19 protein-coding genes and 1 tRNA gene are annotated in these 17152 nt (G+C 37.0%); 9 read left to right on the forward strand and 11 right to left on the reverse strand.

The features are described from left to right. Positions 1 to 3: 3 nt before the first annotated feature. Positions 4 to 462 carry an Lrp/AsnC family transcriptional regulator gene (locus tag ACE01N_RS15035; protein WP_375722100.1) on the reverse strand — a complete coding sequence of 153 codons (459 nt, stop codon included), beginning with the start codon at positions 460 to 462 and terminating at the stop codon, positions 4 to 6. 277 nt (positions 463 to 739) lie between these two features. Between ACE01N_RS15035 and ACE01N_RS15040 the strand changes: the two genes are divergently transcribed. The 9 genes from ACE01N_RS15040 (at position 740) to porN (ending at position 10062) form a co-directional block, all read left to right on the forward strand. Next, complete coding sequence (locus ACE01N_RS15040) at positions 740 to 2077, forward strand: ammonium transporter (RefSeq protein ID WP_380590697.1); 1338 nt, start codon at positions 740 to 742, stop codon at positions 2075 to 2077. Between the two features lie 61 nt (positions 2078 to 2138). Beyond that, on the forward strand, positions 2139 to 2489 hold the full coding sequence (locus ACE01N_RS15045) for an MmcQ/YjbR family DNA-binding protein (RefSeq protein WP_380590700.1): 351 nt from the start codon (positions 2139 to 2141) through the stop codon (positions 2487 to 2489). Further along, the gene (recO, locus tag ACE01N_RS15050; RefSeq protein ID WP_380590703.1) at positions 2489 to 3199 is read left to right on the forward strand and encodes a DNA repair protein RecO; all 711 of its coding nucleotides are present in this window, start codon (positions 2489 to 2491) and stop codon (positions 3197 to 3199) included. Before ACE01N_RS15045 ends, recO begins: the two co-directional genes overlap by 1 nt. A gap of 138 nt (positions 3200 to 3337) precedes the next feature. Then, a tRNA-Arg gene (locus ACE01N_RS15055) sits at positions 3338 to 3409 on the forward strand. A gap of 317 nt (positions 3410 to 3726) precedes the next feature. After that, on the forward strand, positions 3727 to 4764 hold the full coding sequence (locus ACE01N_RS15060; protein WP_380590706.1) for a PorP/SprF family type IX secretion system membrane protein: 1038 nt from the start codon (positions 3727 to 3729) through the stop codon (positions 4762 to 4764). Between the two features lie 26 nt (positions 4765 to 4790). Next, positions 4791 to 6488, forward strand: coding sequence for a T9SS ring complex lipoprotein PorK/GldK (gene porK, locus ACE01N_RS15065; protein WP_380590710.1), 1698 nt, complete (start codon positions 4791 to 4793; stop codon positions 6486 to 6488). Positions 6489 to 6524: 36 nt separating this feature from the next. Continuing rightward, complete coding sequence (gene porL / locus ACE01N_RS15070; RefSeq protein WP_380590713.1) at positions 6525 to 7442, forward strand: type IX secretion system motor protein PorL/GldL; 918 nt, start codon at positions 6525 to 6527, stop codon at positions 7440 to 7442. A gap of 37 nt (positions 7443 to 7479) precedes the next feature. Next, entirely contained in the window at positions 7480 to 9105 is a 1626-nt protein-coding gene (gene porM / locus ACE01N_RS15075) for a type IX secretion system motor protein PorM/GldM (protein ID WP_380590716.1), read from the forward strand. A 27-nt stretch (positions 9106 to 9132) separates the two neighbouring features. Continuing rightward, a complete protein-coding gene (gene porN, locus ACE01N_RS15080) occupies positions 9133 to 10062 on the forward strand; it encodes a type IX secretion system ring subunit PorN/GldN (RefSeq protein ID WP_380590719.1) in 930 nt (309 codons plus the stop codon). 73 nt (positions 10063 to 10135) lie between these two features. Here porN and ACE01N_RS15085 read toward each other — a convergent pair whose 3' ends face one another. The 10 genes from ACE01N_RS15085 to map form a co-directional block, all read right to left on the reverse strand. After that, entirely contained in the window at positions 10136 to 11239 is a 1104-nt protein-coding gene (locus ACE01N_RS15085) for a mannose-1-phosphate guanylyltransferase (protein WP_380590722.1), read from the reverse strand. Between the two features lie 105 nt (positions 11240 to 11344). After that, entirely contained in the window at positions 11345 to 12631 is a 1287-nt protein-coding gene (eno, locus tag ACE01N_RS15090; protein ID WP_380590725.1) for a phosphopyruvate hydratase, read from the reverse strand. Positions 12632 to 12804: 173 nt separating this feature from the next. Continuing rightward, on the reverse strand, positions 12805 to 13431 hold the full coding sequence (gene rplQ, locus ACE01N_RS20705; RefSeq protein ID WP_438826948.1) for a 50S ribosomal protein L17: 627 nt from the start codon (positions 13429 to 13431) through the stop codon (positions 12805 to 12807). 5 nt (positions 13432 to 13436) lie between these two features. Further along, on the reverse strand, positions 13437 to 14429 hold the full coding sequence (locus ACE01N_RS15100) for a DNA-directed RNA polymerase subunit alpha (protein ID WP_375729809.1): 993 nt from the start codon (positions 14427 to 14429) through the stop codon (positions 13437 to 13439). A gap of 11 nt (positions 14430 to 14440) precedes the next feature. After that, a complete protein-coding gene (rpsD, locus tag ACE01N_RS15105) occupies positions 14441 to 15046 on the reverse strand; it encodes a 30S ribosomal protein S4 (RefSeq protein WP_375729810.1) in 606 nt (201 codons plus the stop codon). A gap of 133 nt (positions 15047 to 15179) precedes the next feature. Further along, positions 15180 to 15569, reverse strand: a complete 390-nt coding sequence (gene rpsK / locus ACE01N_RS15110; RefSeq protein WP_375722113.1) for a 30S ribosomal protein S11 — start codon at positions 15567 to 15569, stop codon at positions 15180 to 15182. 22 nt (positions 15570 to 15591) lie between these two features. Further along, positions 15592 to 15963, reverse strand: coding sequence for a 30S ribosomal protein S13 (gene rpsM / locus ACE01N_RS15115; protein WP_375729811.1), 372 nt, complete (start codon positions 15961 to 15963; stop codon positions 15592 to 15594). A 28-nt stretch (positions 15964 to 15991) separates the two neighbouring features. Next, positions 15992 to 16108 carry a type B 50S ribosomal protein L36 gene (ykgO, locus tag ACE01N_RS15120; protein ID WP_375722115.1) on the reverse strand — a complete coding sequence of 39 codons (117 nt, stop codon included), beginning with the start codon at positions 16106 to 16108 and terminating at the stop codon, positions 15992 to 15994. Between the two features lie 20 nt (positions 16109 to 16128). Then, a complete protein-coding gene (gene infA, locus ACE01N_RS15125; RefSeq protein ID WP_375722116.1) occupies positions 16129 to 16347 on the reverse strand; it encodes a translation initiation factor IF-1 in 219 nt (72 codons plus the stop codon). 4 nt (positions 16348 to 16351) lie between these two features. Then, a complete protein-coding gene (gene map / locus ACE01N_RS15130; RefSeq protein ID WP_380590733.1) occupies positions 16352 to 17140 on the reverse strand; it encodes a type I methionyl aminopeptidase in 789 nt (262 codons plus the stop codon). Positions 17141 to 17152: the final 12 nt, after the last annotated feature.

Consider the following 17152-nt stretch of genomic DNA (forward strand, 5'->3'; position numbering starts at 1 on the left):
ACATTAACCGATAGGGATTTCCCTTTTAAATCTTTGCTCCAGAGAAATAAAAGTCTCCGTAGCAGAAATTCCCTTAATCGCCTGTAACTTTTCGTTCAGTACATGTTTAAGGTCTTCGTTATCTTTAGCAAATACTTTAGCAAATATTCCGTACTGCCCGGTAGTGTAATGACACTCAACAATTTCAGGAATCTTGCTCAGCTCCTCAGCAACTTCTTCATACATCCAACCCTTTTCAAGAAAAATACCGATATAGGTACAGGTTCTGTAATTTAGTTTTTTTGCATCCACGTTATATCCTGAACCGGTTATAACACCCATATCTATCAGCCGCTGTACTCTTTGATGAATAGCAGCTCTTGAAACGCCACACTGAGCGGCAACATCCTTGAACGGAATTCTTGCATTTTTTGTAATAATGCTAAGTATCTTTTTATCAAGAGAATCTATTTTTCCTTCCATGATTCAAATGTAATAATAAATAAAATACCAATTTGTAAACAAAAGTAGAATTTATTATCCAAAATGACAAAACCATGCTTGTAAAATAAGAATCAATTTGATATATTTGCATCGACATTTCAAGACATTTGGATACTAATTTGACATTTTAAAATCAGATTGTGCTATTTTATTCAAAATGTCACTATTTTTTGAAATTTTTCAACGATTCTAAGGCCAGTGTCTTGCAAAATGTCAAAACTGGGAAAACAAACATTAATATTAATTAAATTTTATCATGAGCAAAATTAAACAACGTTGGCTTGTAATATTCCTATTGCTTGTTGTTTCAGCGGTTTTAGGGGTAGTTTTCAACTTTGATTTTTCGCACACAGAAGGTGCAAATCTCGACACTGGAGATATTGCCTGGATGCTTACATCCACAGCACTCGTTCTTTTAATGACTCCGGGACTGGCATTTTTTTATGGAGGTATGATTCATGCCAAACACATTATCTCAACCATGTTGCAAAGTTTTATTGCAATGGGTATTGTAAGTGTCATCTGGGTCATCTTCGGATTTAGTCTGGCATTTGGTGACAGCATTGGATGGGAAGGATTCGGATTATTCGGCAACCCTGCAACATTTTTCATGTTTCGTAATGTAGGAGGTAATCCCGACGGAGTCCTGACCACTACAATTCCTCTGGCCTTATTTGCAATGTTCCAGCTCAAGTTTGCGATCATTACACCTGCCCTAATTACCGGTTCATTCGCCGGAAGAGTGAGATTTGCTGCATACATGTTGTTTCTTACCTTATTTACAATATTTATTTATGCACCACTGGCGCACTGGACATGGCACCCGAATGGATTTCTCCGTAACTGGGGAGTGCTTGACTTTGCAGGAGGAACGGTAGTTCATATGTCGGCCGGTTTTGCCGCCCTGGCAGGCGCGATTTTCCTTGGCAGAAGAAAAGACGCCAATAAGCCCATCCAACCCTCTAACATTCCGTTTGTTCTGCTGGGAGCCGGCATGCTTTGGTTTGGCTGGTTTGGATTCAACGCAGGTTCTGCTCTTGGAGCAAATTCCGATGCCGTACTTGCACTGGTTAATACCAACACGGCTTCTGCTGCGGCTATGTTGACGTATATTTTCTATGACGGTATTATGGGCAGAAAACCATCTGCAATGGGTGCTGCTGTTGGACTTGTTGTTGGACTTGTTGCAATAACCCCGGCTGCCGGATTCGTAAATGTAGGATCAAGTATTGCCATTGGTGTTATTGCTTCCATTGTTAGCAACTATGCTATTCACAGAAAAGAAAGAACCAACGTGGACGACACGCTGGATGTTTTCCCTGCTCACGGAATGGGTGGTATTTCAGGAATGATTCTGACAGCCGTATTTGCAAGAAATGTTGGCTTGATTTATGGCGAATTCACAACTTTCCTTTATCATCTTCTGGCATTGGTTATTGTAGGTATATTTACATTTGGGGGCTCATACCTTCTGTACTGGATCACCGATAAAATTGTACCGATGCGTGTGGATGAATACAGTGAAAAACTGGGTCTGGATATTAGCCAGCACGATGAACAATATGCATTTGAATACAAAAAATTGAACGATTAAACTTTATACGATCAATGAAAGGCCCGGCAGAAATGTCGGGCTTTTTTATACATTTGTATGTATGAACACTGAGGAAATAAGATTATTTTGCCTTTCAATTCATCCATCCGTTACGGAAGATTTTCCGTTTGATGAATCTACACTGACATTCAGAATAGGGAATAAGATATTTGCATTGCTGTCGCTGGATGCTGTTCCTCCAACAATTAATCTTAAGTGTGATCCGGAAAGGGCTATCAGGTTACGCGAAGAGAATAACCTTATTATTCCGGGTTATCATATGAATAAAACACACTGGAACTCGATAACTGATACAACCGAAACAGATGCGTCTCTGTTAAAAGAAATGATTTCAGATTCCTATACTTTGATCAAAAACTCTCTCCCCAAAAAAATTAAAGATAGCCTGTAATGCTTTATACATCGAAAGCAATAGTATTAAAGAAAATCAGGTATTCTGACAATTCCTTTATCACCCATATGTTTACAGATGCACACGGGCATCAGACCTTCTTAATATCCAAAGGAAGCGGCAAAAATAAAAAGGCATCAGCACTGCTTTTCCCACTTACAATTCTTGAGATATCAGCCTATCTTAATCCTAAAAGAGAAATCCAGAGAATAAAATCATTGCATATTGATACCCCTTTTCAATCAATTCCTTTTGATCACAGAAAAAGTGCCATAGCACAATTTCTCTCTGAGGTATACTTTGAATGCGTAAAGAAAGACATAGAAAACCACCAACTTTTTAATTTTCTACAAACATCCATCGAAATTCTGGATATTATTGAACACAACATCAGCCTTTTTCATTTAAAAAATCTACTGGAATTATCGCGCCAAATGGGATTCTTTCCAACGAATAATTATTCAGACTTACATCCATACTTTAATATACTAAAAGGAAATTTCACAAACACAAAAGATAACGAATCCATAGACAAAAAAATCTCATTTCAGCTTTCGCAGTTGAATACATTCACGGATATAGAGAATTTCAGAACTAATATAAAATTCGATATCGGAGCTATTCTGAATTTACTGGTTACCTATTTTGAGATCCACTTAGAAGGATTTAAAAAACCCAAATCCATGGATGTTTTCAGAATGCTGATCTAGAATAAGCAAAAATGTCATCCGGTTTAATAGCAGATCTTTTTAATTTCACTTACCCAAAATGCTTTTAAAAGACAGGTATTTGTTTTTACATTCAAATAGATTACTTTTGCCGGCAGGTTTAATAAACCTGAAATACAGGGCCTCGTAGTTCAATGGATAGAATAGCGGTTTCCTAAACCGTAGATCCAGGTTCGATTCCTGGCGGGGCTACAAACAAATCATCAAATCTGCAAATTACTATTCCAATTTTAATACTTTGTTAACTAATTTGTGACAATCAAAGAAACAACCAAGCTTTTTTATGCGGACAAGCTGCAAAAAGGCTGAATTAAATGTTAAAAAACAGGTTTTGTATAATTTTTATGCCCCATCATTGTTTATATAACAAATAATTTACGTAATTTTAACACCTGAAAAATAAAAAATTTTTAGCGTAAAGAATATTTTAAAACTAAAATCGTTTCATTTGTAGTCACAAAAAATAAGTAGCATAAAATATGTAATGCAATTTAAACAGGACTACTATAGTGATACAAAATTATACAGGTAAGCAAATATTAAACAAACGAGAAAATGGTATTTTATACCATATATTGAGAGGCATCACAATTACAGCATTTTTGTTCTTTTTTAACCATCAGAACACAATGGCGCAAATGGATCCTCAGTTCAGCTCAAATATGTTTAATATCTTATCTTCAAATCCTGCAGCGGCAGGTAGAAATGGTCAAATGAATGTATTCGGTCTCACAAGGCAACAATGGGTTGGTTTTATTAATAATCCACAGACATCAGTCTTTAATTTTGACACCAATCTCAAACTTTTTAAACAGGAAAGCGGTGTGGGACTCTCTATAATTAGTGATAATTTAGGTTTGTTTAACAATTTATCAATTAATTTTATATATTCGTACCGTAAAAGAATTTGGAATGGTGTTCTAGGAGCGGGAATTAACACTGGCTTTATAAATCTTACCTGGAGTGGTGAAATTTATATACCCGACAAGGGTACGGAAACAGATTATATGACGGCGATAGAGAGCAGCACGAACGATTTAAAACAAAAATCGTCAGACACCAAATTCGATATGGGTTTTGGAGCGTTCTTTGATCATGAAAAATTTTATGCCGGTATATCAGTCAGCAGACTAACCAGGCCCGAGCTTAAACTTTCGAGTACCTCAAATGGAGTGTATTTCTTTTTCAACAGAGTTTATTATGCTACGGCCGGTTATAACTTTACATTAACTGATAAACCTAAATATGAAATTAAACCATCCGTGTTTCTAAAATCAGACGGCATAATTTCTCAGGCAGACATCAACTGTAATGTATGGTATGACAAGAAGTATTATGGAGGGTTGAGTTACAGGTTACAGGAAGGTTTTGTTGTTTTAGCCGGTATAAAACTTAAAAACGGACTTAACATTGGTTATGCGTTCGACCTTACAACATCCCGTATGAAATACGGAACATATGGCTCACAGGAAGTGTATGTAAGCTATTCATTCGAGGTTGATATGAATAAACAATTAAGTAAACATAAAAGCGTTAGATTTTTATAATGATGACAAATAAGCCACATTTAGATATGAAAAGACTATTTGGTTTTACAGTTGCGGCAATTTTAATTTTACATCTCTCCGGTTGTAAAAACAACGGAAACGGCGAATTAATTGGTATTAATCAAAAATACTGGAGTGAACCGAATCCTTACGGTATGTTGTTCATTGAAAAAGGTTCCTTCGTTATGGGCCCGAATGATCAGGATGCGTTTTGGGGATTCAATTCACAGAATAAAAATACCACAGTAGAATCATTCTGGATGGATGAAACTGAAATTACAAACAGTGAATACAAACAGTTTGTTTATTGGGTAAAAGATTCTGTTATCAAAAATTTCATTTTTGACAGAATTAAAGATCCGGCAACTGCATCATCCTATACCCAGTTAAAAAGTACACTGAATATAAATGGGATGTCCGGTGGTGGTGTCATGTCTAATGATGATATTAAGATTATCGAAGATATCCTTGATTTATATGGTGTGGTTAGTACAAAGAGCAGAAATGTATTTTTAAAAACCAGGGGTATGAAAAGAATTCCGGTGATTAACTGGACGAAATCATTTAGTGAAAGTAGATTCCGGACATATCTTACCAAACATATTCTTGACAGTCTGGATCAGATGGCAGGAGCCGGCTCTGGAAATCCGCCGTCGACAGTAATACACGAAGTAATTATCCCCTATTATAAGAAATTTTACAGAGAAGATCCTCTGACAGGTTTAGAGATTCAACCCAATTTTTTTATTGGTTCTGAGTTTAAAAGTGAATTATTAACCTATAGTTACAACTGGCTTGATTATAGTCAGGCATCACTTGAAATTAATAAATTCAATCCTCTTACAGGTAAATTTAATGATCCTGCCAAAGAATTTGAAAAGAAATTTGGAAGACCTCTTACTGATAGAGATACTGTAGATTTCCCAGAATATTTTATTCGTCAGCAGGTATCGGTTGTCGATCAGAATACCGGAGAAATAAAAAATATCTCCAAATTTAAACGTCTCTCTGAAAGAAATGATTTTCAAATGAGCAAAACCATTCAGATATATCCTGATACACTTGCGATCATGAGTGACTTTTCGTACTATTCGTATAATGAACCAATTGCTAAAATGTATTTCTCTCATCCGGGTTATCAGAACTATCCGGTAGTAGGAGTTACCTGGGAGCAGGCAAATGCGTTTTGTAACTGGAGAACAAACCTTAAAAATACTTTCCAGGCGAATACCGGAGAACCAAAGGTACAGGATTACAGACTTCCAACAGAGGCTGAATGGGAATATGCAGCAAGAGGAGGTAAAAGAGCAGCCATGTATCCGTGGGGTGGTTACTACACCAGAAAGGCAAATGGTTGTTTTATGGCCAACTTCAAAACCGGAAGAGGAGAATATGTAGATGACAACTTCATTTATCCTGCAGAAGTAATGAGTTATCCTCCAAACGACTTTGGATTATTTGACATGGCAGGTAACGTTGCTGAGTGGACACGTTCCGCATATAAAGAAAATGCACTTTCATTTGTACATGATTTAAATCCGGATTACAATTTCAATGCAACAGCATCTGATCCGGCCACATTAAGACGCAAAGTTGTTAAAGGTGGATCATGGAAAGATATTGGATTCTTCCTGCAGTGCGGACAACGCACATTTGAACTTCAGGATCAGGCCAGATCCTATATCGGATTTCGTTGTGTAAGACAATTTATTGGTCCTTATTAATCTTTATAATTCAGAAAAAATTAATGCAGAAATATCATGGGAATATTTAGTAAAATTTATAGTGGCGTTCAGAATGCAATCTCAACCGATCAGGGTAAGGTAATTACGGGATTTGCATATGGTATTGGAGCATCTATTGTAATTATTGGTGCATTATTTAAGATTCTCCACCTTCAGGGTGCTGAAGAAATGCTAATGCTGGGTATGGGTACTGAAGCTTTCCTATTTGCGCTTGGAGCTTTTGAAGCACCGCATAAGGAACATGACTGGTCAGTCGTATATCCTGAGCTTGCATATGGTCATGGAAATGAGCATACTCCTGTTGAAAGCACAGCAGCCCAGGGTAAAAAGGGTAATAACGGGGCACCGATGGGTTCTCTTGGCGATATTAGTGGTCTTTCTTCTGAGGATATCGAAAAGCTTAAAGATGGATTGAGTAAGTTAAGTAAAACAGCCTCGCAAATGAATGACATTTCTGGAGCAAGCATTGCAACAGAGAATTACATAAAAAATATTGAAAAAGCTGCAACTTCTGCCGATCATTTTGCAGATGTTCAGAACAAAGGTATTGAATCTATTTCTACGGCTTCAAACCAGTTGATGACTGCCTACTCCAACTCTGCACAATCACTGGAGAAAAGTATTTCGGATCTGGGAAAAGATTCCGCACAGATATCATCAACTTTATCAACAGTTAGCGGAAATCTTACAAAAATAAATTCAGTGTATGAGTTACAGCTTCAGACAATCAACCAACAATTAGAAGAAGCGAAAGCAGAACTTGCCGAAGCTAAGAAGATCAACACCAATCTTGGAACGATATCTAAAAACTATTCTGATTCGGTTGCAGATGTTGAAGCTTACAAGAACGAAGCTGCTAAACTGAAAAAACAAATATCAGACTTAAATGCCGTGTACGGCAATATGCTTAATGCTTTGAATATTGAATCATAAATTTTAATACCTCTTAGTTAAAGAAAAGAATTAGATTATGGGTTCTAAGAATTGTGCCGAAACGCCGCGACAGAAAATGATAGGTATGATGTACCTGTTTTTGACTGCTATGCTTGCGCTGAACGTTTCAAGTGAGGTATTGAGTGGTTTTACCAGGGTGGATGAAAGCCTCCGCAGTAGTGCTCAAAATATTGGTGACAGGAATACTGCTATAATGCAGGACTTCAAAAATAAAGAGGAAATGAATCCTTTGAAAGTCGCTCAGTGGCGTGAAAAAGCACAACTGGTAAATACTTTAAGTGATTCTCTTTATGAAAAAATTGATGAATACAAGCTTGAGATTGTAAGAGATGTTGATGGCCCTACAGGAAATCCAGACAGCATTAATGCCAAAGACAACCTTGATGCTCCTGAACGGGTGATGTTATTAGGAGGTAAAAACAGTAAAGGTGCCCAGTTGAAAGATGGCATCAATAATTATCGGGCTTCTCTGATTGATATCATGGAAGAGGCTGTAGCTATTAATAATGGCTCGTTAGATACTTCCATTATTAATTCCCTTAATGCATCATTAACAACACCCATGATGAAAGATAGAGACGGAGAAGAAAAACCCTGGGAACAGGTATATTTTTCATGGATGCCGGTTGCCGCTTCTGTTGCTTTGCTTTCAAAATTGCAGAATGATGTAAGAGATGCTGAATCTCAGGTGATCCAGTTTCTGTTAAGGCAAATAGATGCAAAAGACTTTAAAGTCAATAAAGTTGAAGCGCATATAATCCCTACATCAACTTCGGTAATTCGTGGTGGAACTTTCTCAGCACAAATTCTTCTTGCGGGGCGTGACACTACAAAATCACCTGTATATAGGATCAGTGAAAATGGTAATGTAGTCAATGTTAGAAATGGACTATATGAAAAAACCTGTAATCAATTAGGAGTATATAATATTGGTGGTTCTGTAGTTCTTAAGGATGACGACAATAATGACGTTTATTACCAGATACCTGAAATGAAGTATGAAGTAGTAGATCCTTTTGCCACGGTTTCAGCCTTAAAAATGAACGTACTGTATGCTGGTGTGGAAAATCCTGTAGGTATTTCTGCTCCAGGTATTGCCGCAAGCGATTTGAGGCCGTCAATTTCAAACGGATCCTTAAAAACAGCGGCTGACGGTCAAAGTTATATCGCTATTCCGAGCGACTATAACAGAAATGCGGTGATAAAGGTTAATGCTATAGTTGAAGGAAAAGAAACTCACATTGCAGATTACCCATTCCGTGTTAAACTTTTACCTGACCCATTGCCGTTTATTGCATATCAGGAAGTAGCTGCTGATGCAAATGGTGATATTAAACGAATTGACAAAACAACGAATGATACAAAGATTGATTTTAGATTGCTAAAATTCTTTAAGGGAATTAAAGCGATGCTTCCCGAATCTGATTTCGAGGTCAATTACACGGTTGAAAGTTTCAGGATCGTTCTTTTAAATGAAAACGGCAACAATTTAGCTAAAACTGTAAAAGGTTCCGCTTTTGATAGTGATATAATGGATTTTTTACGTGAATTCCGTGGTACAATAACTATAACAGAAGTTGTTGCAAAAGGGCCGGACAATGTTCCAAGGAACTTACCGGCTATTGTAACTGACGTCAAATAATTAAGTTAGATTTTAAATGTATTCTTTATGACTAAGAAAATAATTATAGCTCTATTAATTTCTACATCTGGTTTATCTCTTACATTTGCCCAGGAAGACAATTCTTCTCCCCTTAAAGGAGACAAACCGATAGAATATATGTCAACAAAGGAAGGTGACATCGACCTCTATTATGAGTATAAAATTTGGCGTACACTGAATTTGGAAGAAACTCCAAATCAGCCTTTGGCTTTGCCCAAAACACCAATTAAAAGCAGGAAAAATCTGGGTACTGTAATAATTGAAAGTATCGGTAATGAAAATTTTCCTATTCCTGTGCATCAGCCAAGTGATCAGGAAATGGCTCAGGAACCGTTAACACCAACGGAGATCTATAATAAATTTAACCTTCAAAAGGAAATAAGGGATAGATGTATTTTATTTCAGTTGACCGGTGACAATTATACTATCATGGTTAAGGACGGGGATCCTAAGATTACAGTACCTCAAGACAGTTTATTTGCCTACCTTCCTAAGTTCTTAACCGAAGAAAGTGTCAATAACATTCTCACTTCAATAAGTGGTCAAATATATAAATATGACTTATATGAAGTATGGTTCTTTAATAAAAGATATTCAACGTTTAAGTCAGAGATCAGAGCCATTTGTCCCTATATTAAAGATCCAACCTCTGGTCAGCCTCAATCTATAGGATGGATTCCATTTGATCAGTTAAGACGTTATCTTGTACAAGTTCCGATAAAACTTTCGGATTTCAATGCAACTGTTGGAATGAACCAGTACAGCATGGATGCATATTTTACATCAAGATTATACTCTGGCGAAATCGTACAGGCAGAGAATTTACAGGGGAAAAGATTTATTGACTACAATTTAACGCCTGACCAGATTGCAAAACAACGCCAGGAAATTGAAACCAGGCTTATAAATTTAGAAGAAGACATCTGGGCTTACTAAAAAAGTACAGTCTATACAATACAATAAAAAAGCCGGTTATACCGGCTTTTTTATTGTATAATAACTTTAAATATCAATCTGTCCCTAACTCAAGTTTTACATCATTCACAAAATGCTTTATTCTTTGTTCTTCCGACATTTTACATATCAGAAGTGTATCGTCTGATTCAACAACAATGAAATCTTCCAACCCCTGTAGTACCACAATTTTATCCTCTGGTACATTGATCAGGTTATTTTTTGAATCGTACATAAAAACTTTTTTATTTGATGCATTTGCATCGTCATCCTTAGGTAACTGATCATACAAAGATCCCCAGGTACCCAAATCAGACCAACCAAAGTCTGCACACAATACATAAACATTATCGGCCTTTTCCATAATCCCATAATCTATGGAAATATTTTTACAGCTTGGATAGGCCTCTTCGATAAATGCCTGCTCCTTTGGGGTGTAATACAAACTTTCTCCTTCAGCAAATTTTTGTGCCACATCAGTCAGGTATTTGTTAAACGCGTTAAGAATTGTATTACCTTTCCAGAGAAAGATGCCCGAATTCCAGTAAAAGTCCCCACTTTCAAGAAAAACTTTCGCCAACTCCAGATCAGGCTTTTCTGTAAATGTTTTTACTTCATTAAAGATCGAGTCAGAACCTTCCTCATTTACTTTAATCTGAATATACCCGTAGCCTGTCTCCGGTCTGGAAGGTTTAATTCCCAAGGTTAAAAGATTACCACTTTCCTCAGTAAACTTCAAACCGTCCGAGATATTCCTGATAAATTCATCCTCCTTTAAAATCAAGTGATCCGATGGAGCAACAACAAAATTTGCATCCGGATCCTTTGACAGAATTTTATATGTTGCATATGCAATACATGGTGCCGTATTACGCATTGCAGGTTCCAGAAGTACCTGTTCCTCGGTCAGCTCCGGTAATTGTTCCAGTATAATATCCTTATATATTTTATTGGAAACAACATATATATTTTCAGATGGCATTAACTTATGAAATCTGTCGAAAGTTTGCTGGATCAGAGTTCTTCCGGTTCCTAATATATCAAGGAATTGCTTAGGTTTCTGAGTTTTACTTAGAGGCCAGAAGCGACTTCCAATACCTCCGGCCATAATCACACAATAAGCATTTTTCATGTTATATACACTTTTGATGTTTCCCAAATTAACACTTTTTTATTGGGATATCAAATGGATTATACTAAAGAAACGTTAATAAAAAAGCCATCCGTCGGATGGCGGATGGCTTTCAAATATAGTGTTGAATAATTACTTCACTCTTTTATACCCATAAACGGCACTATCACCCAATTCTTCTTCAATACGAAGTAACTGGTTGTATTTAGCCATCCTGTCGGAACGACTCATTGAACCTGTTTTAATCTGCCCGCTGTTCGTAGCAACTGCAATATCAGCAATTGTTGCATCTTCAGTTTCACCTGAACGGTGTGAAGTTACAGATGTATAACCATGTCTGTGTGCCATTTCAATTGCATCCAGTGTTTCGGTTAATGTACCAATCTGATTTACTTTAATTAAAATAGAGTTCGCACAACCTAATTCAATTCCTTTTTTCAGGAATTCAACGTTGGTCACAAACAAGTCATCGCCTACAAGCTGAACTTTATCCCCCAATTTATCTGTAAGAATTTTCCAACCATCCCAGTCACCTTCATCACAACCATCTTCTACTGAATCAATTGGATATTTTGAGATCAATTCAGCAAGATAATCAGCCTGTTCTGTAGAATTTCTTTTGGCACCGTTAGGACCTTCAAATTTAGAATAATCATAGATACCTTCTTTGAAGAATTCTGATGAAGCACAGTCAAGCGCTATTGTTACATCTTTACCAGGCTCATAACCGGCTTTTTTAATTGCTTCAATCACACTGTCAAGAGCTTCTTCGGTACCACCTGAAAAGTTAGGAGCAAATCCTCCTTCATCACCAACTGCAGTACTTAATCCTTTACCCTTAATAATTGATTTAAGAGCATGGAAAACTTCCGCACCCATTCTTAAACCTTCTTTAAAAGATGGTGCGCCTACGGGACGAATCATGAATTCCTGGAACGCAATAGGTGCATCTGAGTGTGAACCTCCATTGATGATATTCATCATCGGAACAGGAAGAACAGTTGTATTAGTTCCTCCGATATAACGGTATAAAGGCATTCCTAAAAGATCAGCAGCAGCCTTAGCCACAGCAAGAGAAACCCCTAACATAGCATTTGCACCAAGATTGCTTTTGGTTTTGGTACCGTCCAGTGCAAGCATTGCTTTGTCAATACCTACCTGATCAGTTACATCCATACCAATAATTTCTTCTGCAATTTTTGAATTTACATTCTCAACGGCTTTTAAAACACCTTTCCCAAGGTAACGGCTTTTATCACCATCACGTAATTCCAGGGCTTCATTTTCACCTGTTGATGCTCCTGATGGAACAGCTGCACGACCTGTTGCACCACTGGCTGTTAATACTTCTACTTCTAGAGTCGGATTACCACGTGAGTCCAGAATTTCACGTGCATGAATACTTACAATCTCTGACATAATCTAATGATTTATATTAAAACAATTAATAATTTCAGATTCTTCGGGCTCAATTTTTGAGCACCCCAAAGTTACTTATTTAGAAATTATTACTCAACTTAAAAAATGAAAAAACATTAAAAAAGGGATGCAAAAATTGCACCCCTTTATAGGTTCTTAACGTAGCTTTAAAACTACTCTTCTTTTTTCTCTTCTTCGTTTTCTGAAGCATCCTCAGAAGTACCATCGGCTTGTGCTTCCGGCTCCTTAACTTCCTCTTTAGATTTAACTTCCGGTTCTGCGGCAGCAACTTCTTTTTCTTCTACTACATCTTCCTTAACTTCTTCTTTTACTTCTGCCTTTGCTTTTACATCTGCAGCAGGAGCAGCTTCAGCCTTTTTCTTGGATGAAGACCTTCTTCTTCTTGAAGACTTTTTAGTTGAAGTAGATTCCAGCATATTCTCATTGAAGTCTACCAGCTCGATAAAACACATTTCAGCATTATCACCAATACGGTTTCCTGTTTTTAGAATACGCGTGTAACCACCTGGTCTCTGAGCTACTTTTTCAGATACTTCTCTGAATAAAATTGCAACAGCCTCTTTATCTTTCAGATAGCTGAATGCAGTTCTTCTTGAGTGAGTGGTATCATTTTTACTTTTAGTAATGATCGGCTCAATAAAAACCTTAAGTGCTTTAGCTTTTGCTAAAGTTGTATGAATTCTTTTATGTTTTATCAAAGAAACAGCCATGTTTGATAGCATCGCCTTTCTGTGAGATGTTGTTCTTCCTAAATGATTGAACTTCTTCCTGTGTCTCATTTTAATTACTCTTTGTCAAGTTTGTACTTACTGATATCCATGCCGAATGTCAAACTTAAGGATACAAGTAATTCTTCCAATTCGGTCAATGATTTCTTACCAAAGTTTCTGAATTTCAATAAGTCGTTTTTATTGAAAACAACTAAGTCTCCAAGTGTTTCTACATCGGCAGCTTTAAGACAATTAAGTGCTCTGACAGAAAGATCCATGTCAGTCAGTTTTGTCTTCAGAAGCTGACGCATATGCAATACTTCTTCATCAAATTCTTCAGCGCCGTTTTTCTCATCTGTATCGAGCGTAATACGTTCATCAGAAAACAACATGAAATGATAAATAAGAATTTTTGCGGCTTCCTTTAAAGCTTCCTTCGGATGAATTGATCCGTCTGAAGTAATTTCAAGAACCAGCTTTTCATAGTCAGTCTTCTGCTCTACTCTGTAGTTCTCAATATAATACTTCACATTTTTGATTGGCGTATAAATAGAATCAATTGGAATTAAACCGAATTCTTCTGTAGCAGGAGTATTCTCCACGGCAGGAACATAACCACGTCCCTTGTTGATAGTGATATCAACTGAAAGATTTACACCTTCATCCATTCTGCAAATTACCAATTCTGGATTCAGCACTTCAAAACCGGTAAGAAACTTACTGATATCACCAGCTTTAAACTCTTTTGAACCGGTTACATTTACAGTAACTTTTTCACTTTCTACTTCATCTACCAAGCGACGAAGGCGAACCTGTTTGAAGTTAAGTACTATTTCCACAACATCTTCCATTACACCAGGAATTGTTGAGAATTCGTGTTCAACACCTTCAATTTTTATAGAGGTAATAGCAAATCCTTCGAGTGATGAAAGCAAAATACGCCTTAACGCGTTACCTATGGTAATTCCATATCCTGGTTCCAATGGACGAAATTCGAATTTACCGAATCTGTCATCTGATTCCAGCATGATTACCTTATCGGGTTTTTGAAATGCTAATATAGCCATATACTAAATTTTTATTTAGAGTACAATTCAACGATCAATTGTTCCTTAATATTTTCGGGTATGTCTTCTCTTGCAGGTACGTTCAAATATTTACCGCTAACAGAATTTTCATCCCACTCTAACCATGAATATTTAGAGTGATTTTCACCACTTAATGATTCAGTGACTACTAAAAGAGATTTAGATCTTTCGCGAACACCGATGATCTGACCCGGTTTTACAGAGTAAGACGGAATATTCACAATTTTACCATCCACAATAATGTGACGATGTCCAACCAGCTGTCTTGCTGCTGCTCTTGTAGGTGCAATACCTAAACGGTAAACCACATTATCAAGTCTGCTTTCAAGCAACTGAAGCAAAATTTCACCGGTAATACCTTTTTTGCGATGAGCCTTCTGAAAGGTGTTACGGAATTGTTTTTCCAGCACACCATAAGTGTATTTTGCTTTTTGTTTTTCTTTCAACTGATCACCATATTCAGTTGTTTTCCTTCTCCTGTTGTTACCATGCTGTCCAGGAGGATAGTTTCTTTTATTTAAAACTTTGTCTGGTCCGAAGATTGGTTCTCCAAACTTCCTTGCAATTTTAGACTTTGGTCCGATATACTTTGCCATTGTATTACTTTTTTGCTTTGATTTTAAATTTTGATTTTACGCTATGAATATGGATTGCAGCCGCGATTACAGAGAGGAAGAATCATGCAATCAATTCACTATTCAAAAGATAAAATCTAAAACAATTTATTAATTATACTCTCCTTCTTTTAGGAGGACGACATCCATTGTGCGGAATTGGTGTAACGTCAACAATTTCTGATACCTCAATACCACTGCTGTGGATAGTACGAATTGCAGATTCTCTTCCGTTACCAGGTCCTTTTACAAAAACTCTTACTTTTCTAAGACCCAGATCGTATGCTACTTTTGAACAATCCTGAGCTGCAACCTGCGCTGCATAAGGCGTGTTCTTTTTTGAACCTCTGAATCCCATTTTCCCGGCTGATGACCATGAAATAACCTGCCCATCACTGTTTGTTAAGGAAACAATGATATTGTTAAAGGAAGAATGGATGTGAGCCTGACCCGTAGCCTCAACTTTAACTTTTCTCTTTCTTTGAGTTCCTGACTTTTTTGCCATAACCTTATATAAATGTTACTGTTTACTTTTTCTTATTTGCTACAGTCTTACGTTTACCTTTACGGGTACGCGCATTATTTTTTGTTGACTGCCCACGAACAGGAAGTCCGATACGGTGACGAATTCCCCTGTAGCAACCAATATCCATTAAACGTTTAATGTTTAACTGTATTTCTGATCTCAATTCACCTTCAACCTTTGTGGTTTCAGCGATAGCTTTCCTTACGCCGGCAATCTGATCATCTGTCCAGTCTTCTACTTTAATGTTACGATCAACACCAGCTAATTCCAGAATCTGCTGAGCTTTGCTCTTTCCAATTCCGAATATGTAAGTGAGAGCAATCTCACCTCTTTTGTTTTGCGGAAGGTCAACACCAACTATACGTATAGCCATTTCTTAAAATTTTTGCAAAATTAGTTAATTATCCCTGACGTTGTTTAAACTTGGGATTCTTTTTATTAATTACATACAAACGCCCTTTTCTCCTTACGATCTTACATTCGGGTGAGCGTTTCTTAACTGATGCTCTAACTTTCATCTTCCTCTATCTTTTAAAAATTATTTATATCTGAATGTTATCCTCCCCTTTGTTAAATCGTAGGGAGACATTTCAACCTTAACTTTATCTCCAGGCAGTATTCTGATGTAGTGCATGCGCATTTTACCAGAAATATGGGCTGTGATCACATGACCATTTTCCAGCTCAACCCGGAACATTGCGTTAGACAATGCTTCAATTATTGTACCATCTTGCTCTATAGAAGCCTGTTTGGACATACATTTAAAATTTTATATTTCGTTCGTTTAATACTTCTTCAATATAATCAAAGGTTGATAAGATATCGGCTTTACCTTTTCTTATGGCAATGGTATGTTCAAAATGAGCCGAAGGCTGGTGATCTTTTGTGCGAATCGTCCAGTTATCACTTTCCAGGAAAATCTCTTTCTTTCCCATGTTGATCATCGGTTCAATTGCAATCACCATACCCGATTTAAGAAGTACCCCACGCCCTTTCTGACCATAATTTGGTACTTCAGGTTTTTCGTGAAGATTTCTACCGACACCGTGTCCTACCATTTCCCGAACTACAGAATAGCCATTTTTTTCACAATGCTTCTGAATTGTATAACCTACATCTCCAAGCCTGTTTCCTGAAACTGCCATTTCAATGCCTTTATACAAGGCTTCTTTTGTTGTTCTTAGCAGTTTTTTAACTGATTCATCAACTTCTCCAACTGTAAAGGTATAAGCAGAATCGCCATAAAAACCGTTTTTAACAACACCGCAGTCCACCGAAACAATATCTCCCTCTTTTAATCTGTATTCGGAAGGTATGCCGTGCACAACCATATCATTAACGGACATACATAAGGTATTAGGAAATCCGCCATAACCTAAAAAAGCAGGTTCAGCGTGGTGATCCCTGATGAATTCTTCAGCGATCCTGTCAAGCTCAAGAGTTGAAATACCCGGTTCAATACGCTTTGCAACTTCTGCGTGTGTTCTTGAAACCAAAAGGTTACTCTCCCTCAGGAGTTCTATTTCCTCGTCCGTTTTTAAATAAATCATTAAAAGAACGTT

Source organism: Quyinboa ferrireducens, assembly GCF_042436675.1.
GTDB lineage: Bacteria > Bacteroidota > Bacteroidia > Bacteroidales > UBA5342 > JBHJHP01.